The sequence below is a fragment of the Alteromonas sp. Cnat3-28 genome (assembly GCF_022348265.1).
In the GTDB taxonomy this organism is placed as follows: domain Bacteria; phylum Pseudomonadota; class Gammaproteobacteria; order Enterobacterales; family Alteromonadaceae; genus Alteromonas; species Alteromonas macleodii.
Window position 1 is genome coordinate 178882 of the sequence record NZ_JAKREY010000002.1, and the last position, 25985, is coordinate 204866.

At 45.2% G+C, this 25985-nt stretch carries 18 protein-coding genes; 9 read left to right on the plus strand and 9 right to left on the minus strand.

The window, feature by feature from the left end:
* Positions 1–128 precede the first annotated feature (128 nt).
* The 5 genes from cyoD to MHM87_RS02955 form a co-directional block, all read right to left on the minus strand.
* Positions 129–500: a cytochrome o ubiquinol oxidase subunit IV gene (cyoD, locus tag MHM87_RS02935; RefSeq protein WP_012520077.1), complete on the minus strand. Its 372-nt coding sequence runs from the start codon at positions 498–500 to the stop codon at positions 129–131.
* Positions 500–1117: a cytochrome o ubiquinol oxidase subunit III gene (gene cyoC / locus MHM87_RS02940; protein WP_014977735.1), complete on the minus strand. Its 618-nt coding sequence runs from the start codon at positions 1115–1117 to the stop codon at positions 500–502. Before cyoC ends, cyoD begins: the two co-directional genes overlap by 1 nt.
* Entirely contained in the window at positions 1114–3102 is a 1989-nt protein-coding gene (cyoB, locus tag MHM87_RS02945) for a cytochrome o ubiquinol oxidase subunit I (protein WP_014980664.1), read from the minus strand. Before cyoB ends, cyoC begins: the two co-directional genes overlap by 4 nt.
* A 2-nt stretch (positions 3103–3104) precedes the next feature.
* Positions 3105–4046 (minus strand): ubiquinol oxidase subunit II, encoded by a 942-nt coding sequence (gene cyoA, locus MHM87_RS02950; RefSeq protein WP_014951264.1) that lies wholly within the window; start codon positions 4044–4046, stop codon positions 3105–3107.
* 150 nt (positions 4047–4196) lie between these two features.
* Positions 4197–4604, minus strand: a complete 408-nt coding sequence (locus tag MHM87_RS02955; protein WP_014951265.1) for a hypothetical protein — start codon at positions 4602–4604, stop codon at positions 4197–4199.
* Between the two features lie 516 nt (positions 4605–5120).
* On the opposite strand from MHM87_RS02955, the gene MHM87_RS02960 reads away from it, so the two are divergent.
* From MHM87_RS02960 to MHM87_RS02975, 4 genes are all read left to right on the plus strand, one after another.
* Positions 5121–5864, plus strand: a complete 744-nt coding sequence (locus tag MHM87_RS02960; protein ID WP_239257732.1) for a helix-turn-helix domain-containing protein — start codon at positions 5121–5123, stop codon at positions 5862–5864.
* On the plus strand, positions 5864–7186 hold the full coding sequence (locus tag MHM87_RS02965) for a pectate lyase C (protein ID WP_239257733.1): 1323 nt from the start codon (positions 5864–5866) through the stop codon (positions 7184–7186). The genes MHM87_RS02960 and MHM87_RS02965 overlap by 1 nt, the downstream gene beginning before the upstream one ends.
* Positions 7187–7333: 147 nt before the next feature.
* Positions 7334–10267 carry a TonB-dependent receptor gene (locus MHM87_RS02970; RefSeq protein WP_239257734.1) on the plus strand — a complete coding sequence of 978 codons (2934 nt, stop codon included), beginning with the start codon at positions 7334–7336 and terminating at the stop codon, positions 10265–10267.
* Between the two features lie 98 nt (positions 10268–10365).
* Positions 10366–16503, plus strand: coding sequence for a pectinesterase family protein (locus tag MHM87_RS02975; protein WP_239257735.1), 6138 nt, complete (start codon positions 10366–10368; stop codon positions 16501–16503).
* Positions 16504–16750: 247 nt separating this feature from the next.
* Here MHM87_RS02975 and MHM87_RS02980 read toward each other — a convergent pair whose 3' ends face one another.
* The gene (locus tag MHM87_RS02980) at positions 16751–17659 is read right to left on the minus strand and encodes an HNH endonuclease signature motif containing protein (RefSeq protein WP_239257736.1); all 909 of its coding nucleotides are present in this window, start codon (positions 17657–17659) and stop codon (positions 16751–16753) included.
* 191 nt (positions 17660–17850) lie between these two features.
* Here MHM87_RS02980 and MHM87_RS02985 point away from each other — a divergent pair, with 191 nt between their 5' ends.
* The 3 genes from MHM87_RS02985 (at position 17851) to MHM87_RS19950 (ending at position 20356) form a co-directional block, all read left to right on the plus strand.
* Positions 17851–18273, plus strand: a complete 423-nt coding sequence (locus MHM87_RS02985; RefSeq protein WP_239257737.1) for a tyrosine-type recombinase/integrase — start codon at positions 17851–17853, stop codon at positions 18271–18273.
* Between the two features lie 46 nt (positions 18274–18319).
* Positions 18320–19048, plus strand: a complete 729-nt coding sequence (locus tag MHM87_RS02990; protein WP_239257738.1) for a hypothetical protein — start codon at positions 18320–18322, stop codon at positions 19046–19048.
* Positions 19049–19513: 465 nt separating this feature from the next.
* On the plus strand, positions 19514–20356 hold the full coding sequence (locus MHM87_RS19950) for a DUF2971 domain-containing protein (RefSeq protein ID WP_239257739.1): 843 nt from the start codon (positions 19514–19516) through the stop codon (positions 20354–20356).
* 363 nt (positions 20357–20719) lie between these two features.
* Here MHM87_RS19950 and groL read toward each other — a convergent pair whose 3' ends face one another.
* The 3 genes from groL to MHM87_RS03010 form a co-directional block, all read right to left on the minus strand.
* On the minus strand, positions 20720–22357 hold the full coding sequence (gene groL / locus MHM87_RS03000; RefSeq protein ID WP_014951270.1) for a chaperonin GroEL: 1638 nt from the start codon (positions 22355–22357) through the stop codon (positions 20720–20722).
* Positions 22358–22397: 40 nt separating this feature from the next.
* Positions 22398–22688 (minus strand): co-chaperone GroES, encoded by a 291-nt coding sequence (locus tag MHM87_RS03005; RefSeq protein ID WP_012520088.1) that lies wholly within the window; start codon positions 22686–22688, stop codon positions 22398–22400.
* Positions 22689–22965: 277 nt separating this feature from the next.
* The gene (locus MHM87_RS03010; protein WP_039228989.1) at positions 22966–23490 is read right to left on the minus strand and encodes an FxsA family protein; all 525 of its coding nucleotides are present in this window, start codon (positions 23488–23490) and stop codon (positions 22966–22968) included.
* A 213-nt stretch (positions 23491–23703) separates the two neighbouring features.
* Between MHM87_RS03010 and cutA the strand changes: the two genes are divergently transcribed.
* Both cutA and MHM87_RS03020 read left to right on the plus strand, forming a co-directional pair.
* Entirely contained in the window at positions 23704–24018 is a 315-nt protein-coding gene (gene cutA, locus MHM87_RS03015) for a divalent-cation tolerance protein CutA (RefSeq protein ID WP_014951272.1), read from the plus strand.
* A 63-nt stretch (positions 24019–24081) separates the two neighbouring features.
* Positions 24082–25968, plus strand: coding sequence for a protein-disulfide reductase DsbD (locus tag MHM87_RS03020; RefSeq protein WP_239257740.1), 1887 nt, complete (start codon positions 24082–24084; stop codon positions 25966–25968).
* Positions 25969–25985 lie beyond the last annotated feature (17 nt).

The following is a 25985-nucleotide window of genomic DNA, read 5'->3' on the forward strand; positions in this document are numbered from 1 at the left end:
GCCCCCCAAATAGGTTGCCCCAATAGAAGGGCAAAACATGAGGGCTTATCGTACTGACCGCGATGAAGTAATCACATTGAAAAGCCTGACATGATCGTCAGGCTTGACCACGCATATACAGAGATTTGCTAATACATCATCATGGCGTTTGATTCGTAGATGATCCAAACGGATAACCCAACCACCATGAAAATAATAAGCGCACTGAATAAGAATGAAAACGTATTGGCTCTGCCTTCTTCGGTAACAAAGTTAAGGTGCAAAAAGTATTTAAGGTGCACCCAAATTTGAACCAAGCCCAAGGTTACCACGCTCCAAATCGTGGTAACTTTAGATAGGTCGCCATTCATCACTAGAGTGAACGGAATAGCGGTAAGTACCACAGATAGAATGAAGCCAATAATATAAGACTTCACATCGCCATGTGCGTCATCACTATTGTGGGTCGATGAAGCGTGACCGTCCGTATTTGAAGCTAATTTTGCATCGTGTAACGCCATTACATTGCCCCCATTAAATACACTACGGTAAATACACATATCCATACGATATCGAGGAAGTGCCAAAACAGACTTAAGCAACTAAGTCGAGTAACGGTTTGCTCACCTAAACCTCGGCGGGTTACTTCAATAAACATGATTGTCATCCAAATAAGGCCCGCTGTAACGTGCAGTCCGTGCAGTCCCACTAACGAGAAAAACGCCGTTAGAAACGCACTTTGCTGCGGCCCGTTGCCATGCTCAATAAGGTGGTGAAATTCGTACACTTCCATACCAATAAAACACGCACCCAGTGCCCATGTCACTGCCAGCCAAGCAAGGGCGCCTGACTTGTTTTGTCGGTGAGCACATATCATGGCAAAGCCAAAGGTAATGCTGCTTAAAAGCAGAGCGGCTGTTTCAACTGCAACAAAGTTGAGCTCGAAAATATCTTTGCCAGACACACCGCCCGCCGTATTCATAAACAGCACGGCATAGGTGGCAAAGAAAGAAGCAAACAACAAACAGTCGGTCATTAAATACAACCAGAAACCAAACACGGTGTTGTTTTCATGATGTTCTTCGTGTGCGTGTTCATGCGGCATTGATGCGGCGCTTGATGTTGCAATAGTACTCATGAGCGACCTCCCACTGTATTGGCACTTAAGTGCGTAGCTTCAACTCGTTCAACCTCATCTACCTGCACGTAGTAATCAACATCCGAGGTATAGCAACGCTTAATAAATACTCCTATTCCTGCCACTAAACCGACAACAGCAAGCCACCAAATATGCCAGATAAGCGCAAAGCCCATTAGGGTAAAGCTCATGCTCATGAAAACTCCGGCTGAAGTATTTTTTGGCATATGAATAGGTGTGTATTTTTCAGGGCGTTGATACGACTCGCCGCGCTCCTTCATATCCGTCCATGCATCAATGTCTTTGATGTGAGGAATCTTGGCAAAATTGTAAAATTGAGGCGGTGACGCCGTTGACCACTCTAGCGTGTGACCATTCCACGGATCGCCCGTTGTATCGTTAAGCTTCTCTTTGTTTTTGAAGCTTACAAACAGCTGAAGTAGCTGGAAGAAAATACCAATTGCTATAACAAACGCACCAAATGCAGCAATGTATAACCAGATATTCCAGTCAGGATTGTCGGTGTGATTTAAGCGGCGTGTCATACCCAAAAAGCCAAGCACATATAGGGGCATGAACGCCAAAAGGAAACCAATTTGCCAGCACCAAAAGGCTGCTTTTCCGGTTTTTTCGTCAAGCTTAAAGCCCATTGCTTTCGGGAACCAAAAAGCAAAGCCAGCCAGATAGCCAAATACCGCACCACCAATAATGGTGTTGTGAAAGTGCGCAATGAGAAACAAGCTATTATGAAGTACGTAGTCAGCACCTGGAATAGCAAGTAACACCCCTGTCATGCCGCCAATGGTGAAGGTCACCATAAAGCCTAACGTCCACAGTACAGGCACACTCAATATTAAGCGACCGCGATACATGGTGAATAGCCAGTTAAACAGTTTCACGCCCGTGGGCACGGCAATAACCATGGTCATAATGCCGAAGAAGGCATTCACATTGGCGCTCGACCCCATGGTAAAGAAGTGGTGCAGCCAAACAATAAAACCAAGAATGGCAATGGCACCCGACGCATACACCATCGACTTGTAGCCAAACAGGCGCTTAGCGGTAAACGTAGATATAACTTCTGAAAAAATACCGAATGCAGGCAGTACCAGAATATAAACCTCAGGGTGTCCCCACGCCCAGAACAGGTTGATATACATCATAGAGTTACCGCCGGCTTCATTCGTGAAGAAGTGGAAATCCATATAACGGTCTAGGGTTAGCATGGCTAACACAGCCGTCAGAATTGGGAACGAAGCAGCAATCAGAATGTTTGCCCACGTACAGGTCCATGTGAAAATAGGCATTTGCATTAACTTCATGCCGGGCGCACGCATTTTAAACACGGTAACTAAGAAGTTTACGGCGGTTAGCAGCGTACCGAGCCCGGATATCTGCAGGGCCCATATGTAATAGTCGACGCCAACCCCGGGACTAAACTCCAACCCGGCTAGCGGCGGATAAGCAACCCACCCTGTTTTTGCGAATTCACCTAACCCCAAAGACACATTTACTAGAATTGCGCCACCTGCGGTCAGCCAAAAACTTAAGTTATTTAAAAATGGAAACGCCACATCGCGAGCACCAATTTGTAGTGGCAAAATGATATTCATCAACCCAATCATGAACGGCATCGCCATGAAGATAATCATGATAACGCCATGGGCTGTGAAGATTTGGTCGTAGTGCTCTGGCGGTAGATACCCGGGCGCACCATTGGTTGCCATTGCAAGCTGAGTACGCATCATAATGGCGTCGGCGAAGCCACGCAGCAGCATGATCATAGCCAACACAATGTACATAATACCAAGACGTTTGTGGTCGACAGACGTTATCCAATCAAACCATAGGGTTCCCCACTGTTTGTGCTTGGTGATAAGCATGGCTATGACCACACCCACCACTGCCACAACAGCAAGTGTCACCATAATAATCGGCTCGTGATAGGGCACGGCCTCAATAGATAATTTACCTAATAAAGACATGGTTATTGTGCATCCTCTTGGTGATGGCTGTGTTGCATTTCAGGCATGGCGTGATGTTCGCCCATGGCGGCATTTTCCGGCTTGTTGTAGAAATCCATAGAGCCGTGATCTTTCATGTATTTCATAACAATGTTATGAAATAAACCGTCATCGACTTTGCTGAAATAGGTCACCGGATTGTTTTCGCTTGGCTCAGCAAGCTGCTCGTAGGCACCTGACGTTAACGATGTTTGCGACTGCTTAACGCTGGCAACCCACGCCTCGAAGTCATCCTCGGTAGGTGTGGCAATAGCGTTAAACTTCATTCCAGTGAATCCCGCACCGCTGTAATTTGAAGAAATGCCTTTGTACGTACCTGGCTCGTCGGCAATAAGATGAAGCTTGGTTTCCATTCCCGCCATGGAATAAATCTGGCTTCCTAGCTGAGGAATAAAAAACGAATTCATGGTGCTTTCAGAAGTAATCTTAAACGCAACAGGTTTATTGGCTGGAAACACCAATTCATTGACCGTTGCGATACCTTGTTCAGGATAAATAAACAGCCACTTCCAGTTGAGCGAGACTACTTCGACAGTAAGATGCTCTCCTTGACCTTCTAGCGGTGCATAAGGGTCGAGTGCGTGAGTAGAGCGCCAGGTGATCACACTCAACGACACGACAATGAGAATTGGAATGGACCACACCACCGCTTCTATTTTGGTCGAATGTGCCCATTTAGGGGTATAAATTTCGAAATCGCGACTAGCGCGATACTTCCACGCAAAGTAAAGCGTAAGAAAAATAACGGGAACAACAACAATCAGCATTAGGATGGTGCAAAGAATAATCAGATTCTTTTCATCCATACCCACTTGCCCTTTAGGGTCAAGCACGCCACCGCTGCAACCGGCCAACGTCAGCCCTGCACCAGCAACAATTAAAGTAAAAAGGTTACGAATAGACAAAACAAGTTCCTATAACCCACAAGTTAAACGGCGATGACTGGGCCGCTTAATAGAGAATGGCAGCGTTACAGCATCGAAAAACACACCGGTAAAGCTTTGTCACACATACTGCGCAACGCTTTCGGCGTTAGATAATCAAATCGGAGACGTTTAACTAAAAAGTGGGGGCGCTCTACTGCCAACCGTCTGAACAAAAGGCTGGGGGAATGTAGGGCAAAGGTAAGGAATAGGTCGGCGCTGTTTTGTTATTTGCGCCTTTGCTATAGCCGTGGCTTTAACCAAGAGACCAACTAACACTAATGCAATAGTGGGAACAATAAATTGCGAAAGCGTGTGATTGGCCAGTGCAATGAAAAAAGGCTCTACAACCAAACTTTCATTAAACGCACTGACAAATTCTGCCGAGTCAGCCAAGGTACCACTGATAACTAGCGCAATGTTCAGCAGTAACACCAGATTAGCCAACCACAGCATAGCGCCTACACCACTGGTGTAGTTTATTGCGGGTCTAATCGAAGAATTCAGTTCGTCTAAAAAAACGAAAGAACGTGGTGCCATATAGAATGTAATGCCTTACAAGAACAGTGCTCTAAGTTTAACGCTGCTTCAAATGAGAATGAGAAAGCAGGCGTGGCAGAGTAATCTCAAATAAGGACAAGTACAAGCCACCTATCGACGGGCTAAAAAGACCTAGTAATTAAAGCACCAGACACAAATGACTATTTTATTAACATTTAAAAGGTAAAACTCTGCTTCCACAGATTTATCGTCGCCCTTAGCATAGATGTCACGCATTCATTCACTTTTTCGCTCGCTGAGTCTTCAACTTGCACCTCGGCAGCACCTACACATGTTAATTTTTTGTTTTAAATATACAAAATTAAACCGCTTACCGGACGCGGTTGATAAAGCGTTAACCTTCTTATAGATGCGATGAGTTGCACGACAGTTTTCTCTCTTTTCTCAATGTAATTGATTTAAAAATCATCAATAATTTAAAATGCCACCGGTAGCATTTTGTTTAATTCGTGTTAATATCGAGCAGTATTATCTTGATTTCGGGACCGCAAAAAGATGGAAAGGTATGTTATTCCCAGTGTTATGCAGGCGCTGCAGCTATGTCAAGCCATCGCCGAGTCTCGCTCGGGGTTAAGTGCCTCTGAAATTGAGTCAGCGCTTAAACTTCCCCGCACATCAGTATTTAGGTTACTGAGAACATTAACCAGCGAACGGGTAGTCGAAAAGCGTGGTACAAAATACTTCTATGGCACACGCATTTACGAAATTAGCGCCGCTAACTCGCGCAGCAGATACGTTCAGAGAATCACTGCACCTGCGCTTTCGAAACTTATAGCTACAACCAACGCTAGCGCAATTATCTGTACATTAGGCGACTACTGCGCGTTTGTTATTGACGTTTTAGATGCCAGAGAAAAGCAAATAACAACAATAAGGCCAGGGACAAAACTGCCCTTATTTGAATCTGCTGCGGGTCACGTCATGTTGGCCTACCATCCCAAGTATCAAAACATGAACGACAGCACACACCCCGCAAACTTTGATGAACAACAAGCCGCGAAATTACGAGCAACAACTTGTACCAGAGGCTATGCCGTCAGCCACTTCGCACCACGCAACGTAACGCTTGTTGCCGTGCCAGTCTTCATGCGAGATGGAGAGCTTGTATCAATTTTAGCAGTAGAACTAGAGGGTATGATCCACGATGTTAAGGTACTCCAAGCATGGAGCGCTAAACTCAAAGACATCGCCCGCCTTCCAACCACCGGTACCCACCCTTACGAGCAGGACATGCAGTAATGAAACATATTCCAATTCAACTGATTGTCGCTTTCGTCGCGTTCCTCGCTTTGTCTAACTGTCACGCACAATCATTGGCGTTTGAAGGCGCGCTGGGATTCGGAAAATACACGCAAGGTGGAAACCAAGGAAAAGTGTTAGTTGTTAGCTCTTTGTCTGATAATGCCAAAAGCCCACAAGAGGGAACATTGCGATGGGCTATTGCGCAAGACTATCCCAGACTGATTGTCTTTAATGTGTCTGGCGTAATCGCGCTAGAAAAGGAGTTAGAAATAAAACATGGCAACGTCACCATTGCAGGACAGACATCTCCCCACGGAATTGTAATTTCTGGCGCATCAACAAGCGTTGAAGCTAACCAGGTTATTATTCGTCACATGCGTTTTAGGCCGGGGAAAGACAGTGAAGAAGGCGATGCAGTAACCGTTAGAAATACCACTGATGTCATTATCGATCATTGTTCGCTAAGTTGGTCAAAAGACGAAGTAGGCTCTTTCTACAATAACCAACGCTTTACACTGCAATACAGCATACTATCAGAGAGTTTAAACAACGCGGGCCATCACAAAGGTAGCCATGGCTATGGCGGCATTTGGGGTGGCAGTAATGCTAGCTTTTTGCGCAATATATTGGCCAATCATACCAGTAGAAACCCGCGCATTAACGGATGGCGACTGAACCCGCCTTACCCACAGCAGCAAGAATTCGTTGATATCAAAAATAACGTTATTGCCAACTGGCAAAAAAACTCAGCTTATGGCGGCGAAAACGGCACCGCAAATCTGGTTGGGAATATTTATGCCCCAGGCCCCGCTACGAAAAAGCTATGGTTTTTCCAATTATGGGACGATAAGGAATCACTCACTCGACTTTATGTTGCTGAAAACGTGATGAAGGGCTATAGCGACATGTCTGAGGACAACAGTAAAGGCATAGATGTTAAGAGCGCCAAAACCGGTTCAAAGAAAGAAAAAGACGTAATCACTCGTTCTCTTTCAACGTCGCCTTTTCATCAGAATGAAATAGATAAATTAGGCGATGCGCAACTTACTGCACAGCAAACATGGACAAGCTTGATTGAAAACCAAGACGTAGGTGCTAATCTCACCCGCACAGGTAAAGATCTAGACCCTGTAGACTCGCGCATACTTAAGCAAATACAAAGCAATCAGTACACAAGCAAAAATGGGATAATTGATAGTGAATTAGATGTGGTTGACTGGTCAATTTACAGCAGCTACTTTACTGCCAACCCCGCGCCCTCTCTTACTTTTCATGAAGAAAACTCATGGCGGGTACTCGCAGGAATCCCAACACTGTGATCACTAAATATTCATATATTAATAATTTGTGAAATAAACGTTAAATATTAGTGCATTCCCTTCTGACAAGATCAATACTGCCACCGGTGGCATAACAAAATACAAATACTACAGCTATGTCGATTTTGGAATTTAGGAGTTCAAAACATGAAAGTGTTTCAATGGACAGCCCTCGCTCTAGCCGTGTCCACGGCGTTTTCCAGCATGGCGCAAACTGCACCCGCTCAGGAAAATACCGAGCAAACTGAAACAAATGAGACCCCTAGCGAAATTGAAGTAGTTGAAGTAAAGGGTGTTAAACAGGCAGACCTTAAAGCGCGTGACTTAGAACGCATGAAAAGCGGCTTTAGCTCTGTTATTTCTACCGATGATTTAGGCAATTTTGTTGATCAGAACGTGGCGGAGTCCCTTCGACGACTGCCGGGTGTTACGCTACAGCGCTCTGAAGGCGAAGGTAAGTTTGTCACCGTACGGGGCTTAGGACCCGGCTTCGTATCCATAAATATGAACGGCGCACAAATGTCTGGTGCAGGCGAAGAACGGAAAGTGGGATTAGACGCACTTCCTGCTGACCTTCTCGGTACCATTGAAGTGCTGAAAACACTCACCCCAGACCAAAACCTAAATTCCATTGGCGGTACGGTCAACGTTAAAGCAATTTCAGCTTTCGATCGCGGCAAAAATACATTAAAAATACGTGTTCAAGACGCATATTCAGAAGCGCGCGAAAAGCACTCTCCGAAATTTAGCTTAGACGGCACCCAGTTTTTCCTCGACAACACCTTTGGTATTGGCTTTGCCATCTCTCACGAAGACCGCAAAACCCAGATAGACGAAACGCGCCACCACAGCACCAACGAAATGAAGTTTTACACCGCCGACTTGGGTAAAACAGAAGAAGAAATTGCCCAGGGTGACGAAATTCTTGCGCCTTCTCAGTTAGAAGTTCGTCGCGAAATTGCAGGAAGAACTCGTCAAGCTGCAGCACTAAACCTTGAATACAAGCCCTCTGCAGACGCTTACTATTATGCCAAAGGCACGTTCACTCAGTTTGAAGATGATGATCGCGCACAGCGAGAATTTTACGATTTTCAAGATGCAGGCTCTGTCGGAAACGATGAAATTGTATACGTAAACGGCGCTACGAAAGAGTTCATTCTTAGCGATATAGACGTATTCCACCAGCATTTCCTACAAGAAAGTAAGAACAAAACCATAACGTTCAGCTTAGGGGGCGAAAACCGTATTGCTGAACGCTTCGTGTTTGACTACGAATACGCTCAATCTCGCTCTGAAGAAGACTCCACTGGTGACCGCCGCGTTCAGTTTCGTGAACGAGACCTGATTGTTTATGGTCAAGGCGGTCGCGACAACATTAACGCCCGCATTTTAAGCCCACAGGAAGCTGCTGAAATCGCAGGTCTAACCTACGACCCGGAAAACAGTATTTTTGGAACGTCGGGTAGTGGCGATGGTTCTGACCTTTCAAATTATCAATTCGATAACCTGTTTTTAGAAGGCGGAACGCGAATTGATGAAATTAAGACAGTGAACCTTAACTTGCGAACCGACATTTTTAATGACTGGTTAAACACCATTAAATTTGGTGTGCAGGTGAGCGAGCGCGATCACGTGCGTGACAAGGACCGGTGGAGTTTCGACCCTTCTGCCGGCGACTGTAGCGACGATGCATGTATTGCCGCAGTGAATTCTACCCTTGCCGACTATGACACCCAAATACCTTCAAATAGCGCATTCCAGCTGCCGTTTGAAAGCCGCGCAGTTGTCGACCAAATTGTTGATGCCACTCGTCAAACGGTTGAGCCTGCCACAAATGGCGAAGTGTCGATAGAAAGCACTAAGGGCGACTACAGCATTACCGAAGATACGCAGGCTGTATACGCAATGGCAGAGTTGCCATTAGGCGCAGATGCCACACTAACAACCGGCGTTCGCTGGACACAAACCGAGTTCTCTTCTACCGGCTTTTTGTCTTTAGAAAACGATGACTTTGAGTTTAATGGCGCAGGGGCTGGTGCATTGGATATTGCTATCCCTCTTCCAGAAGCATCGATTAAGTACAGTGAGTTTTTCCCTAGTGCACACATTAAATGGGAACCGAGTGAAAATTTCTTAGTGCGTGCCGCAGCATGGACGAGTTTTACTCGCCCGTCGTTTAAACAAGCCCGTGCATTTGCTGTGTTTGACAGCGATATTGAGCTTTGTCCTCCGGGTTCTGACGATTGTGATGACAGTCAAGGTGGCGCATCGCTTCAACAGTTAAGCCAGTATGTGTTGGGTTCTGATAATGCACTAGATGTGGGTAACCCTAACCTCGTTGCAATGACATCTATTAACTACGATGCGTCAATTGGCTGGTATCCAAGCGAAAACCTCTTTATGGAAGCGGCAGTTTTCTATAAAGACATCGACAACTTTATCGTAGATGTAAACGGAATTGGCATGGCGCTTAATGACCTGCCGCTAACGCTTCCGGTAAACCAGGTGACTGAGTTTGTTATTCCGCAAGATTTATATCTTAACGAGATAAACATTACCGTTAACGGCAACAAAGCCTCGGTTATCGGGTTAGAGCTTAGCTACAACCAGTACTTTGAAAATGGTCTATTCATTCAAAGTAATGCCACCATCCTCGATAGTGAAGCCACGCTGGATAGCAGTATTCGTCAAGGCAAGGTAGCACTGCCCGACCAAGCTGATACCACCTTCAACCTTGTATTTGGTTGGGAGAGCGAAACGTTCTCTGCTCGTTTAATTGGAAACGTGCGTTCTGAAGTTCTTGAACAAATTGGCTCATGCCCAATTACTGCCGATCTTAACGACCCGAAAGGCTGCAAGATTTGGGGCGACCAATATCAAGATTCGGTTAAAAGCTTAGACTTTAAACTTCAGTACGACATTACCGAGTACGCACAATTGTACTTTGACGCCATCAACCTTACCGAGGAGTCTGACCTTCGCTACTTCCAAGGTAACGCGTTAAGCGGCGGAAACATTCTGTACCAAAAAGAAGAATACGGTCGCAGCTACCAGCTGGGTGTAAACATTAAGTTCTACTAATTGTCTGCGCCGGGGAAACCCGGCCTTTTCCACATAATAAAGCTGGAGCGGACATGTAGTGCGGTAGTACGCCCAGTAAAATATGGAGATTGAGTACCATGAAACTCACGAAAATTGCTGCCCTTATGGGCGGCGTTATTCTCGTTGCCGCCTGTGGCGAGAAAAGCTCTACCAATGTAACCCTCCCCCCCGACCCAGCACTTACTGGCGTATTTGTTGATAGCCCCGTTGAAGGAATCAATTATTCCTCTGCTTCTGTGGAAAACGGTACCACTAATGCGCAGGGTGAATACTCTTACTTCAGAGGCGAGCAGCTCGCTTTCAGCATAGGTCAGCTGACGTTTCCAGAAACACCGGCATCAAGCGTTATCTCTCCTCTTGACCTGTTCGCAACTGACAACCCTTTTAACCAGTCGGTCGTAAACACGCTTCGACTTTTACAATCTCTTGATACCGATGGCGACCCAAGTAACGGTATATCGCTAAGCGCCAGTGCTGGCGATGTGGCAGTGGCAACCCTCGACGAAGGGCAAACCATTGAAGATTTCTTTAATCAATCTGATGCAGATTTTGCAGCCGATGTAGAGGTGTGGCTTGGTTCTGCTGGCGGAGCCAGTGCTACGCTTGTGGATAAAGCACAGGCTATCAGCCATTTCGTAAATTACCTTGAAGCCGAATTAGGTACGCTGTTCCCTAACACCTTTGATGTAACCCGCTTCACAGGCGACATTTACGCACCAACACTGGAAGGCAGAAGTGTATCTCAGGCCACTTACACCTTTACGCCAGACGACGAAACGAACTTGTCAGGTACATTCGTAAGAGTGCACGGTGAGGAAAGCACAACGGGTAGCTATGAATTCTCTTTTGGACGAAAAGTCATAGCCCTTAGCTACGGTGAGCAAACTGAGTATCTTATTTCCCGTGCTTTCAACACGGTTAACGAAGTATACAGCCTGTGCGTGGTATCCCCAGATAACGCTCAGTCTATGCCGCTAGTGCTGCATGTTGAAAATTGCCTTGCCAACGAAGATCCACAGAACTACCTGTTTGCATTTACCCAAGAACAAGCAGATGTTGAACTGGCAAAGCTAGAGGAAGCAGCGAATTCTATCCAGGCGGCGCTTGAAGAGAATTTCGATACCGACACCGATACGTTTTTCTCATCGTCGTACAAGCGTTTAAGTGAAGAGCCAGATGCTGGCGCGCTTTATTATGTAACAGGTGGTAGCCCACTAGTCGACGCCACCACAGGTCAACTTACCCTTGAAGGCGATCGATTCAGCATAGGTAATGCTGCAGCCAACCCAGGTGCCAATACGTCGGCATCAGATACGGTAGGCATGGGTATTTATAACCTTAGCGAAGGTTTTACCATCAGCTTCGACGTTATTTCTCACAATGGCGGCGGTACATTTAGCCTTTATGTAGATAACAACACCACAGGGCAAGATAACTCTGTACACGGTGCTGCTTCTAAGTTTGTAAGCGAAGGGTTAGCGGACGGCACAATGGTACCCGGCACGCGATTTACCTATACCTATGAGCCAGGTGACGATATTGGTGGCGGCGATCCTAGTGCACCTGACGCGAAAATTCTCGACAGCTCGGTAACCAATAGTTTCTTCCAATTGCGCACAGATTCGAGTGCCACTATCACTATCGATAACTTAAAAATTGAAACGGTAGCTGACGCAGTTGACCCAGTGCCTCCGGTTGAGCCTGAGCCTACCGAACCTGAAGAGCCAGAAGTTATTCCAAGTGTACCGCTGCCGCTTTCCTATACCTTTGCAGGCGAAAGCGAGGATATTTTCTCGACAAACTTTGCCGCGATTGAAAATGCAGCGGGTGAGCAAGTCGCCATGTTTACCATTACCGGTGGCTCGGTAACGCAAATTGACACTGGTATTCAGCTTGACGGCGGACGCTTTACCCTTGGTAATACTGAACCTGATACCCAAAGCTCGTCTGACGATACATCATCAACCGGTGCACTGGATTTGAGCCGTCCTTACAATGTTATCTTTGATGTCATTTCTGCTGAAGATTCCGAAGGCGACAACAAATTCCAGATTTACGTGGATAACAATACATCTGGCAGCGCCAACTCACACCTAGGTTCAGATTCCCGCTTCTTTAATGAGCCTGTGCTCGATTTAGTACCGGGAACCACCATGACAGTAGAAGGACAGATAGCAACGCCTAACTCGTACCTTCAATTTAGAACGGAAAGTGGCTCTATTGTGGTCATCGACAATATTCGCATTGAATATATTGATGAAAACACCCTGTTAGAGGAGACGTTTGAAACAGACGCTGACACCTTCTTCAGCCCTGAATACAAGTCGACCGATGGTGGTGCGACACCGTTTTATAGCGTAACGGGCGGCGGCTCAGGTTTAGTGATCTCCGAAGGCCAACTAGCCATCGACAGTGCACGCTTTACCATGGGCAACAGTACACCAGATACAGACACAACCGCTGATGACATTACTACGACGGGTATATTAGATTTAAGCCGTGAATATACCATTAGTATGGACATCATTGCGGTTGAAGACAGTGAAGGCGACAACAACTTCCAGATATATGTAGATAACAACACCAGCAGTAGCAGCAAATCGATACATGGTGGCGACTCTAAATTCTACAGCGAGCTGGTTAATAACCTTGTGCCAGGACAACGCCTAACTATCGATGGATTTATTGGTACACCCACCTCGTTCCTGCAGCTTCGTACTGAAAGTGGCGGCAAAGTGGTTATCGATAACTTTGTTATATCGTATGTGGGTGAAGCGCCAGATGACAGCAAGTTTAGCTGTGAAAATGAACCACAGCTTTACTTCTGTGACGACTTTGCATCGGGCTCTTTAGATAACTTCACGCTTATTTCAGACGACGCAGGCTCAAACGGTCCACAAGGCACGTTTGATGTTGTAGAAGATGACGGCAACAAAGTGATGCGCTACACCGCTGGCGGTGAAGGTGGCAAGATTTTCTTGGTTAAAGAGTCGGCGCTAAGCAACCTGCCAGAAAATGGAAATTACTTTGTTGAAGCGCGCATTCGTCCAAGACAAAACAGCACCACGCGAAACAAACAGATCTTTCTTCTAGGTCGTTATGATAGCGCTGGAAACTGGTACGGCGGAGGTTTGAATGTACAAAACTCGTCAAGCAGTACACAAGTGGAAGTAGCGGTAAGTACCGAGGGTAGTATTTCTCGCCCTGTCCAAGCTAAGTCACCTATTGTACTGGGTGAAAAAGACGGTACGGACGGCACGTGGTACCGCGTACGTTTTGAAATGGAAAACGAGAAACTCACCGTTTATTTAGACGGCGAGAACATGGGTACAGCAGAAGACACAACCTATAGCGCAGCGGGACTGATTGGCCTTTTCACTAATAACCGCTCGTTCGAGCTGGACGATTTAAAAGTGGGTGACCCCGCTGTTAAACCTGTTCAACTTACTCTGGATTTCAAAGAAACAGAGTGGGAGACCACCACCAGTAGCGATCCGTTATTCGTTTACGTTACCGCAGTACAAAACGACGGTATAACTGAAGACACGTTTACCGTAACCAGCAGTGATGCGAGTGTGGTCAGCGTAGAGCAGCAAGGTCCACAAGTTACCATTACCCCTCGCGCTGCCGGCAGCGCAATGGTAACTTTTACTTCTGGCTCTGACCCTACGTTAAGCAAACACATTGCCGTTAATGTTGGCGAAGGCTTCACAATGCCTACCGCCACCTATGGCGACTTATTCCCGGATACCACACCTTATTCGGGCAATAACAATGCGTATCCCGATACCCTACTCTCGTTAACCTTCGACAGCGAACCCACCTTAGGAAGTAGCGGTGAAGTGCGCATTTACAATGCGACAGACGACACCCTGGTAGACGTTATCAATATTGCAGCGGATGAAGACTTTATTGGCTTTGAAGGCCAAGACAGACAGCGCAAAGTGGCTTACCGCCCAGCATCAGTTGTAGGCAACACATTGGTGATTAAGCCTCATACAAACGCCCTTCAATATGGTCAGTCGTATTACGTAGCCATTAGCGATGGTGCGGTAACCGGCGCAACGCTAAATGGTGAAAGCTTTAGTGGTATTGGCAAGAGTGCGAACTGGCGCTTTGCAACAAGAGCCGCTGCACCTTCTGGCGCGAATGTTACCGTAGATGATGACGGCGAAGCGGATTTCCGCACGGTGCAAGGTGCGCTTAATTACGTGATGCAAAACGTAAGCAGCGATACGCCATCTCGCATTACGATTCGTGACGGCGAGTATCAGGAAATGCTGTTCCTTCGCGGCAACAACAATGTCACGCTTCAAGGCGAGAGCCGAGACAATACCGTGGTGTACTACGATAACTTTGAAAGCTTTAACAGCGGTAGTGGCAAGAGCGAAGCACCTGCGGCGGGCACGCCATCAGGCGGAAGAAGCGTATTTTTAGTGGAAGGCGTAGATAACCTGACGCTAACGAACTTCACTTTGAAAAACTCACACATCAGAAGCAACGACTACTCTAACCAAGCTGAGACGATTTACTTTAACAGTGATTCAGGTCGTCTAACTGCCGTTGATATGAACTTTGTGAGTGAACAAGATACGCTGCTGTTAAAAGGCTTTAGTTGGTTCTACAACTCATTGATTGCCGGCAACGTTGATTTCATTTGGGGTTACGTAAATACCGCACTGTTTGAAAACAGCGAAATTCGCACCATTGGCGACTCTAAAAATGGCAACCCTAACGAAGACACAGCGGGCGGCTACATTCTACAAGCTCGCGTACCTGATATTTCTTATAAAGGGTTTATCTTCTTAAACAGCAGCTTCACCAATGGCCCAGGCCCTATTGGTAACGGTGTACTCGACGACTCTACGTATATTGCAAGAAGTGGCGGCAGCGCAAGCTACTTCGACAATATTACGCTTATTAATAACCGTTTCGACACCCACATTGCCACTATCGGCTGGGCGGGCGAAGGAGTACGCGACCAACCTGCACCAAACCCTAGCCCTGCAACCGCAGCAGCTGGATGGCGTGAATACGGCAGCATGGATATGCAGGGTAACCCGCTTGATCTTTCAAGCCGTCAGTTTGCCCACATTCTTACCGACAGCGAAGTGACTGAACTTACCAGCAGAACGGCAATATTCTCTCACTTTAATAACGGCGAAGGCTGGGTGCCAAGCGAGCCTAACTTACCGAATGTAGCACCTGCTCCAACGCTTGATGCGTACGGTTTTGCGCAATACAACTATGCATTAACCGGCGGTGCTGGCGGTACGGTAGTAACCGTAGATAACGGCGCAGACCTGCAGGCGGCACTAGATAGCGCAGCGAACAGCAACACCCCAGTAACGGTTTATGTAGATGGCACCATTACCGACGCAAACAATGGCGGTACGGGCTCACCGATTGAAATAAAAGACATGAACGATGTGTCAATTATCGGGGTTGCAGACAGGGGCGAATTTGACGGTATTGGCATCTTAATTCGACGTGCAAATAACGTGATTATTCAAAACCTGAAAATCCACCACGTGCTTACTGATGGTAAAGACGCTATCTCTATTGAAGGTGATAACGACGGCTCTACCACCAGCAACATTTGGATTGACCACAATGAGCTTTACAGCACATTGTCTGTGGACAAGGATTTCTACGACGGGTTAGTAGATAGTAAACGCGGCGCGAAAAACATCACTATCTCTTACAACTACCTTCATGATCATTGGAAAGCCTCGTTACACGGCCACACTGAGAATGATGTAGACAGTGATAATACCGAGCGTTTAATTACCTTCCACCACAACCGCTTTGAGAATATCGAGTCACGTTTACCGTTATTCCGCTACGGTCACGGTCACTTGTATAACAACTATTACAATCAGATATCCTCTACGGCAATCAATTCAAGAATTGGTGCAGAGCTACAGGTAGAAAACAATGTGTTTGAGAACACGCAAAACCCAATTGTTTCTTTCTACTCAGACGTTATTGGATACTGGAACACGTCAGGCAACCTGTTTGGCGAAGGCGTAACCTGGACAACGCCAGCTGATGGTGACGTTGTAGCAGGACCTGATGCCACGCCAACATCCAGCTACGAAGTGCCTTACGACTACGTACTAGATGATGCCGACGTGGTTAAGCAGCGAGTTATCAACTACTCGGGCGTAGGTAAAATTAACCAGAATGCCGATGACATTCCTCCGTTAAACTAACTCCCAAAAGAGTTAGCACAAACAAAAAAGGCGCTGCTCTATGAGCAGCGCCTTTCTTTTAAGCGTTAAGCTTGGGGGATGACTGAATAATGCCACTAATTATAATAGACCACATTGACTGTATAAAATATAAAAGTGGTGTCGATTTCAAATGGTGGAACTCCATATAATCTGTTATTCAACCTAATTGGTGACCCTCTAATAGGGTCCCCTTTGATCAAAAATAAAACTATCAATACTCAAGCTTTTAAATAACATTTTTACTGTCGAATATCTTATTATGATGCTCCATATAGTTTGAAAACCTAGCCTTATTCTCAAAGCTCATATGAGTAAAGTCGACAGTTTCCCCTTCATGTATGCCGAGACCTTTCAAGTCCCTTATATTTAGTTTGGTAGACACAGTAAGAGTATAACCCTGCGACTTCGGCTTGAACGTTATTAGATGATTATCAAAGAGTTTATCGATATGAGCACATAGAAGTAGTCCATTCGCCCCATCTAATCTCTCCTCACTATTACTACAATCGCTCCAAGCCTTGATATGAGAAGCAATCAGTAACTCTTGAATATCACATAATGTGACAACACAACTGGATGTTCCCCAAACTCTTTTCACATTCGACTTGAACTTACCCTGTCCTAATCTAGATTTGATAAGGATGTCTTTTTCAGTAGAGCTTAAGTCAATATCATTAATTGAGCTTATATCACTAGTTATAGTGTCATGTTCGCTTCCATGTAGAAAACTCTCTAATACATTCACAACTTCTTTATCTAGTTGGCGCTGGAGAGATGAGCCTTGTTTACAAAAATGCTTTTGAAAATTGTTCCATTGATATTTATACGTGCTCTTAGGTAAAAGGTCGCTCCAAACATTCTCATCTATTTCTAACGCCTCATCTAACTTTGATAGATCTTCTAATTTCACCCTGTAAGGACGATTTTTGAAGTTAAGAGTGTCTTCATATTTGCCTACAATTTTAAATTTCCCGCAAAACTCGAAGTGACTCCAGCCTTTTAATTTTTGAATGACGTAAACAACATCTCCTATGTTTACCTTTTCAACTTTAGTACTTTCTGAAAAGCCGTAGCCTCCCTTGAAATCAAAAGGTTCACTATTTTCATTTGAGTGATAAGCAAAGTAGTAATTCATAATTTAGCCGCATTTCCCTATTTATCGATTCGACTATTTTCTACTTTATATTAAAAAACTCAGTTGATCGAACCTACTCAAAAAGCGAGTGCAGTTTCACTGAAGAATAAGTGGCAAAGACATAAATCCACTTTTGAAAAAATCAATATATGCGTAGCTTGAAGACATTTATTCGAACTGTCGCATCAGCGATGCCATGCAACTTAAAGAAGAAGCATTTTGTTGGCGATGACGGAATCATTGCGATAAACATCGAGATAGGCAAGACGAAAGCAGCAACGCGCACTGTACCTTTACCTGACGTAATAGGTGAAAGGTTGTTAGCCCAAATTAGCAATAAAGAAGGTGATGACTTTGTGATCGGAATTGGAAATAAGGCAGTTACCGAGCGTTCTCGAACTTCAAGACACAACATGTTACTACCAATAGACTCATCATTTAGACACATGTATATAACAGCGATGGAGCGAGCAGGTATCGAGGAGAATGTAATTGCTCAGATTGTTGGTCACGAGCGAGGCAAGACGATGTCTTATGGTTACTACTCGAAGGGGCATGAGCTGAAGAAGCGAAAAGAGGCAGTGGATAATAGTCTCGAGTTTTTACACCCATAACCATTTGTATTAATCTCGAGATACTTAGAGAAAGGAGTTCAATGGAATGAATAAAGTAATACTAACGTTTATAGCTTTACTTGTAACAGGGCCCGCCTGGAGCTCGCTAATAGAAGTAGATATTTTCAGCGATGGAACCAATGCTGGCTTTAAGAATGCAACATCAAACCTCACTTGGCTCGACATGGGCCAGACACAGAATAAATCCTTTAATCAAGTCATTGAGATGACACGGGAAGGGGGCCTATGGGACGGATGGAGATTACCTACGCAAAGTGAAGTAGTTCAATTGTGGAACGAAGCTATTCGAAGCAATTACTCTTGGACGATGAATGGAAATAGTGGCTACTACCTATATGAGCCAATCGATAGTGCTGTTGTAGACCACTGGTATCAGTTAGCTGAAGTAATGGGAACTACAGAGCAGGGAACTTACTTTGACACTGGCGTAAATTGGTTCAGCTCCATTGGTATCTATCAGGCGGACGATGGCCTTTTAGTATCTTCTCACTTTGCAACATATCAAATGATGGATAGTTACCTAGAAGGCCACATTGAGTCGGCAGGCTTGTTCGAGCGCATCTGTGACCCAAATGATACCGCGTGCATCCCTACAGACTACAGAAATGAAGGCCTTATGTTTCGCTCTACGATGCTCGTAAAGAGTGCTGATGTGGCGGTATCTGAGCCAACCTCTCTCCCCTTACTGAGCATAGCTTTTGCCGTATTCATGAGAAACAACAAGAGAGCACGGCGCTTAATTACATCTAGATAGTTGATTACAAAAATCTGAGAGGCTTATTCAGCAATGATAGAGCCTCAACTCCCCCGTAGGGTGTCTCTGCGCATCTCAGGGAAACCGCTAAAACAATCTTCATGCCATTCGCAGCGTTTATCTTGACCAAACACGAAGACAACGCACAGGCTCTGCTGATGGCTTTCAGTCGCTAAGCCTTATTTCGCAAATCTGTGGATTTAACGAGAAATGCAATAATGTATTACTCTAAGCTTGCTCCGAAAATTTCCGGAGATTAGGAGACTGCATTTTTGCATGTTCCTAATCGTCCACCAAAGTAAAAGATTTTTATAGTTAAGCGATGAGGTGTCAATATCTTCCAATTATAGGTTAGTGACAGTGTCAGATTAGGTTCTTGAGTTTTTGGCATGTAAACGAAGTGACATTTTACAGTAGAAGCCCTATATCGTAGTGTATGTAGCCTATCGGTCAAGGGAGTGAAATGTGAGTAGTATCTTTAAGTTCATGTCAGGAGAGGACTATCATATCGAAGCGTTGAAGAACGATAATGTCTATTTCTCTAAGTTTACAGACCTCAATGACCCTTATGAAGGTCTTCTGCACTTCAGCTATAAGAACGTCTCAGACTCAATAAGAATGACGCTGTATGCTAATGGACTTGCAAAGGAAGAAAACATAAGCCTTTCTGACAGCAGAAAAAAAGCGGAGCGACTTCGACAAAAAGAAGGCATAGAGAAGGTTAGGAAAATAGTAAATGAATGGACTGAAATAGCATTTGAGGACTACAAGAACTTTCATTTGGAAAATCGCTTTGTTTTGTCTGTAGCAATACAAAAAGAAGACGACTTATTCCCAGCTCCTTTAACAAGTATGATGATGTGGTCCCACTATGCGAAAGGAATGAGGGGGCTTTGTGTAGAGTTTGACTATCAAACTTTGTTAGATAGCATTCAAACGCTCAATGAGCTTGATGTTAGTACCCGTCTCGTAAGTTATTCAAACAAGCATTTACCTCGCGTATGCGCTAGAACTGTAATTGAGGACTTCATAAAGGACAATGGAAAAGCTGGACTCGAAATGATTAATGCCTTCTGTACGAAGCACAGTGGCTGGAGTTATGAAAACGAACTTAGATTCTTAGGCTCGAAACATGGCTTAGTAAACTATGATACTTCAGCAGTAAAAAGGATATTTGTTGGACACAAAAACAAAGCTCTGCTTCAAACTGTAAAGGAAATCGTCCGTAGCAAAAACCTAAACGTCCCAGTTTATACAGTTAATATACGCCCCAAAACTTATGGTTTGGGTTTTGTAGAGGCTATTTAAAAAATGAACAAAAAGTAAACTACGCTTTTATTTAAGAACATGGAACGACGCAATCTTCACTAAGGGTCATTACCTCGCCCTCTCCCCCCTGTGCCCTACAGAAGATCCTGAGAAGATCTGTGAGAAGACTTTGAGAGTGAGCAGACCATAGACATACCCGACCCATTACGAGATCGTAGAGACGCTTACAGAGCTTACTTTATAGAGTGAAATTTAAGGGTAGCTAATGAGGAGCTGATGGAATATTGTAAAAGGAGATTAAGGAATTGGTGTGAAACTAACCGTGATACAAAACGTACCACAGTTAGTCTCAGAAGGCTTGTAAGCCCTTGATTTAAAAGGGCCTAGAAAGCGGGGCGATTATTACATCATGCCGCCCATTCCGCCCATGCCGCCCATATCAGGCATTGCTGGTGCGTCTTCTTTAGGTAGTTCAGCTACCATTGCTTCAGTTGTGATCATTAGTGAAGCAATTGAAGATGCGAACTGTAGTGCAGAGCGCGTTACTTTAGTTGGGTCAAGAATACCCATCTCTAGCATATCGCCGTAAGTGTCGTTACCTGCGTTGTAACCGTAGTTACCTTCGCCGTTCTTCACTTCGTTAACTACTACTGATGCTTCTGCACCTGAGTTGATAGAGATTTGACGTAGAGGCGCTTCCATTGCACGTAGTGCAAGCTTAATACCTACTGTTTGGTCGTCGTTGTCGCCAGTAAGGTCAGCAAGTTTAGCTGCTGCGCGAACTAGTGCTACACCACCACCAGGTACCACACCTTCTTCAACCGCTGCGCGAGTTGCGTGTAGTGCATCTTCTACGCGGTCTTTCTTCTCTTTCATTTCAACTTCAGTTGCTGCACCAACTTTAATTACTGCAACACCGCCTGAAAGCTTAGCTAGACGCTCTTGAAGCTTCTCTTTGTCGTAGTCTGACGTAGAGTCTTCAATTTGACCTTTGATTTGAGCACAACGGCCTTCAATCGCTTCTTGGTCGCCGTTACCGTCAACAACTGTTGTGTTGTCTTTGTTGATAACTACGCGCTTAGCAGTACCTAGGTCTTCAAGCTGCACTTTTTCAAGGTCTAGACCAATCTCTTCAGAGATTACTGTACCGCCAGTTAGGATAGCGATGTCTTGAAGCATTGCTTTACGACGGTCACCAAAACCTGGTGCTTTAACCGCTGCAACTTTAACAATACCGCGCATGTTGTTAACTACTAGTGTAGCAAGCGCTTCGCCTTCAACATCTTCAGCGATGATCATTAGCGGCTTACCCGCTTTCGCTACGCCTTCAAGGGTAGGAAGTAGTTCGCGGATGTTAGAAATCTTCTTGTCAACCAATAGGATGAACGGGTTGTCTAGTTCAACAGTACCGTTTTCTTGGTTGTTGATGAAGTATGGAGAAAGGTAACCGCGGTCGAACTGCATACCTTCAACAACGTCTAGTTCGTTTTGAAGTGCCTGACCTTCTTCTACAGTGATAACACCTTCTTTACCTACTTTTTCCATTGCCTGAGCAATGATGTCGCCAACTTCTGAATCAGAGTTTGCAGAGATAGTACCTACTTGAGCGATAGACTTGCTGTCTGCACAGTCAGTAGACAGAGCTTTAAGCTCTTCAACTGCTGCCGCAACTGCTTTGTCGATACCGCGCTTAAGATCCATTGGGTTCATACCCGCTGCAACGCTCTTAAGACCTTCAGTAACGATTGCTTGAGCAAGTACAGTAGCAGTAGTTGTACCGTCACCCGCTTCGTCGTTCGCTTTAGACGCTACTTCTTTTACCATTTGAGCGCCCATGTTCTCGAACTTGTCTTCAAGCTCGATTTCTTTCGCTACAGACACACCATCTTTAGTGATAGTCGGTGCACCGAAAGACTTGTCTAGAACAACGTTACGGCCTTTTGGACCTAGTGTTACTTTAACTGCGTTAGCTAGTGTGTTTACGCCTTTTAGCATTTTGCTGCGAGCGTCATCACCAAAACGTACTTCTTTAGCTGCCATGATTAAATTCCTCTAAAATTCGTTTTAACGTTAGTTGTAATTACTCAACAATCGCTAGAATGTCGCTTTCGCTTAGGATTAGTACTTCTTCACCATCCAGCTTTTCTGTTTTAACGCCGTAACCGTCGTTGAAAATAACGGTGTCGCCTACTTTAACGTCTAGCGCTTTAACTTCGCCGTTCTCAAGAATGCGACCGTTACCTACTGCGATTACTTCGCCGCGTGTAGATTTTTCTGCTGCAGAACCAGTCAGAACGATACCGCCTGCAGATTTGCTTTCTTGCTCTGCGCGCTTAAGGATTACGCGGTCGTGTAAAGGACGAATTGCCATTTTCAAGTCTCCTGAAAATTCCACTATTCAAATGAATGTAATTGTCGACATTCAGACAATCTAAATGCCGTGTGTTTAAGGTTGCTCATTGCTGAGCAGTTAAAATCGTTTCTGCACGGATAGATGGGGTAGTACCCAGATAACTTCAAGGGTTTTTAAGCAAAAAAATGTAAAAAATTTGGTTTTTTCGCTAAATACTTCTTTTTATTGGGCAAGTAAACGCCGTTTATCGCGGTAAACGGCGCTCATAACCTGATGGAGAGGGCGTTGGGGCTCGCTATTTTAAGCGCTTATCTGGGTCGTTAGTGGTGTGATCGGTGTACTCACCTTCAAACACATCACCATCGCTATTGTGTGAACGTGGACGCTGGTCGAAAGGACTTTGCCCAAACGGTGACTGACCCTGTCCGAAGCCTGCAGTTCCTGGCCCCATACCCGGAGCGACAACACGCATTTTCATGTGCTTACTGACCTGAGCAGCAAAGAAATGACGTGAGCCCGGCATTGCTAAAAGGAAACCGAAAATATCGGTAATAAAGCCTGGCGTCACAAGTAAAATACCTGCAACCACCAGCATCAAGCCTTCAACTAGTTCTTTTCCTGGCACTTCATTTCGCTGCATTTTTTCTTGTGCAGTTTGCAGTGTACTCACGCCTTCGCGTTTAACAAAGTAAGCACCAATAAAGGCAGAAAGAAGTACCAAGCCAACGGTATTCCAACCACCAATCACGCTGCCCACATTTATCAGCAACGCAATCTCTAAAATAGGTAATAGGGCAAACAGTATAAATAAAACCCGCAAAATGCTTCCTCTTTCATGTATTCATAACCTGTTATAGGGTCTTTGTACGTAATAACAAGAAAAGGTGCCCACCCTTTCGCTTAAATAGCCACTTAAAGCGACCATAACGACCGTGATATACTGTAGCTATGAAAGAATAGTGCAACTTTTCAGGTCAATTACATATCGACCCATTAGCAAAGTAACAGGCGCAAAATAAAGTAGGAAAAGTTCATGACAATTAAGCTTGTATTGTGCACCACGCCCGATGAAAAGACAGCGCAGTTAATTGCCAGCACGCTCGTTGAAGAAAAGCTTGCCGCCTGCGTCAACATAATCAAGGGTATAGAGTCCGTTTATGAGTGGCAGGGGAAGGTGGAAACCGACGCAGAATGCCAACTGCTTATTAAAACGAACACACAACACGTTTTACAGGCCTTCGATAGAGTAAGCGAGCTACATCCGTACGATGTCCCTGAATGGTTAGAACTTAATGCTGAGGCTAGCAGCGCTTACGGTCAGTGGTTACAAACCACGCTACAGCGCTAGTTAAAACGTAATTCTAATAAAAATAACGACAACGCAAAATAGATAAAAATGAACTGTAACTTTATGACTTTACCTCCTTTTCCATCAGGCACTGCATCAGCTTCACTGTTTCGTCGCTTTAGCGCTTATGTACTTTCAGCATTTTGTTTAATGACGTTATTAAGCACGTTCGCCTTGGCTCAGGTGCCCAATGCCTTTGACGATCCGTTCGTGGATGAACCCCAATTTTTAGATGTAGACCAAGCGTTTGCGTTCGATTTTAACCAAAAAGGCGACGCGCTTACGGTAAGTTTCGATATTGCGGAAGGCTATTATCTGTATCTAAAGCAGTTTAAGTTTGTGGCGAAACAAGCCGAAATTGGCGAGCCTGAGTACCCAAATGGGATAATGATTCAGGATGAGTTTTTTGGCGAGTCTGAAGTGTTTTATAACGGCGTATCTATTACCTTACCCATTGAGTCAGCACTCAGTGACGGCGTAGTTAAAATTCGCTATCAAGGCTGCGCTGACGCAGGGCTTTGCTACCCGCCGACAGTGAAAGTCGTGTATTTAAACGAAGTGGGAAGCAGTGCAGTTGCTGATACAGATACGACCTCAGAATCAAATGACGCAGCGGCCTCTTCGCAAAGCGAGCAGTTCGATTTAGCGCAAAGGCTAATTGATAAAGGTAACCTTGCGCTCACTTTAGCTCTATTTTTTGCACTAGGCGTAGGCTTAGCCTTTACGCCTTGCGTATTTCCTATGTATCCCATTGTGTCGGGCATTGTGATTGGTCAGGGCAAGCCTAAAACCGCATCGCATTCATTCTGGCTAACCTTTGTTTATGTACAAGGCATGGCAATTACATACTCGTTGCTTGGATTAGTGGTTGCGGTAGCTGGCGCGCAGTTTCAAGCTGCGCTTCAACACCCTGTAGTACTCGGCGTATTCATTGTGCTATTTGTGGCGCTTGCCGTTGCCCTGTTTGGTGGCTTTGAAATTCAGCTACCGGCAAAGTATCAAGAAAAGCTCACTCACATGAGTAACAATCAAACGCCCGGCAGTTTCGCAGGGGTGTTTATTATGGGCGTATTGTCTGGCCTTATCGCTTCACCCTGCACTACTGCCCCGCTAACCGGTATATTGTTATTCATCGCCCAAACTGGCGATATGACACTGGGCTTTATTTCTCTTTACTTGTTAAGTATTGGTATGGGCGTTCCACTTATTCTGTTCGGCATGACAGGTGGAAAACTCCTACCTAAAGCAGGTAACTGGATGAATGTGGTTAAAGTCACCTTTGGATTTATGATGCTTGCCGTGGCCATTGTGTTTATTGAGCGTTTATATAATAGCCCAGCCACTGGCTTCCTATGGGGATTGCTTGGCTTCGGTTTATTCGGTTACTACTGGGTACTCAATCGCGCCAGCAAAAACTCACTGATGAAGCTTGTACGTGCTGTTGTGGTGGCAATAGGCATTATGGGAAGTGCTGGCCTTACTTATCAAGCAGGACTAAACACAGGCCTTTGGGGCGAGCATGCTGATGGTGTTAACGTGGGTCATCCAGAGTTTGTTGTTGCCCGTGACTTAGCAGATCTACGCAATAAAATAGCCGCCGCTAACGCTGAAGGTAAAACGGTAATGGTCGATTTGTACGCCGACTGGTGCGTGGCGTGTAAAGAGTTCGAGAAATACACGTTCCCAGAGGAAAATGTTGTGGCTGCACTTAGCAATACGGTATGGATGCAAATGGACCTTACCGATAACACACCAGAACGTCAGGAGATTTTCGACACCTTTACGGTGCTAGGCTTGCCGACTATTTTGTTCTTTGACAAAAACGGCGACGAGCTAACCAAAGCCCGCGTTACTGGATTTATGAAAGCAGATGCCTTTGCCGGTCACGTTAACGAATGGCTTAACGATGGGTCTAACACCAGTAACGTCCAAGATAATGGCTCCAACTAAGGAGCCTAAATCCGCGG

What these genes read in the sequence shown, in the direction of transcription:
- MHM87_RS02980 (WP_239257736.1), bottom strand. Translation starts at nt 17,659, where the DNA reads ATGAATTACTACTTTGCTTATCACTCAAATGAAAATAGTGAACCTTTT.
- MHM87_RS02965 (WP_239257733.1), top strand. Translation starts at nt 5,864, where the DNA reads ATGAAACATATTCCAATTCAACTGATTGTCGCTTTCGTCGCGTTCCTC.
- MHM87_RS02975 (WP_239257735.1), top strand. Translation starts at nt 10,366, where the DNA reads ATGAAACTCACGAAAATTGCTGCCCTTATGGGCGGCGTTATTCTCGTT.
- cyoD (WP_012520077.1), bottom strand. Translation starts at nt 500, where the DNA reads ATGGCGTTACACGATGCAAAATTAGCTTCAAATACGGACGGTCACGCT.
- MHM87_RS02960 (WP_239257732.1), top strand. Translation starts at nt 5,121, where the DNA reads ATGGAAAGGTATGTTATTCCCAGTGTTATGCAGGCGCTGCAGCTATGT.
- MHM87_RS02990 (WP_239257738.1), top strand. Translation starts at nt 18,320, where the DNA reads ATGAATAAAGTAATACTAACGTTTATAGCTTTACTTGTAACAGGGCCC.
- cyoB (WP_014980664.1), bottom strand. Translation starts at nt 3,102, where the DNA reads ATGTCTTTATTAGGTAAATTATCTATTGAGGCCGTGCCCTATCACGAG.
- cutA (WP_014951272.1), top strand. Translation starts at nt 23,704, where the DNA reads ATGACAATTAAGCTTGTATTGTGCACCACGCCCGATGAAAAGACAGCG.
- cyoC (WP_014977735.1), bottom strand. Translation starts at nt 1,117, where the DNA reads ATGAGTACTATTGCAACATCAAGCGCCGCATCAATGCCGCATGAACAC.
- MHM87_RS02955 (WP_014951265.1), bottom strand. Translation starts at nt 4,604, where the DNA reads ATGGCACCACGTTCTTTCGTTTTTTTAGACGAACTGAATTCTTCGATT.
- MHM87_RS02970 (WP_239257734.1), top strand. Translation starts at nt 7,334, where the DNA reads ATGAAAGTGTTTCAATGGACAGCCCTCGCTCTAGCCGTGTCCACGGCG.
- MHM87_RS02985 (WP_239257737.1), top strand. Translation starts at nt 17,851, where the DNA reads ATGCCATGCAACTTAAAGAAGAAGCATTTTGTTGGCGATGACGGAATC.
- groL (WP_014951270.1), bottom strand. Translation starts at nt 22,357, where the DNA reads ATGGCAGCTAAAGAAGTACGTTTTGGTGATGACGCTCGCAGCAAAATG.
- MHM87_RS03020 (WP_239257740.1), top strand. Translation starts at nt 24,082, where the DNA reads ATGACTTTACCTCCTTTTCCATCAGGCACTGCATCAGCTTCACTGTTT.
- MHM87_RS03005 (WP_012520088.1), bottom strand. Translation starts at nt 22,688, where the DNA reads ATGGCAATTCGTCCTTTACACGACCGCGTAATCCTTAAGCGCGCAGAG.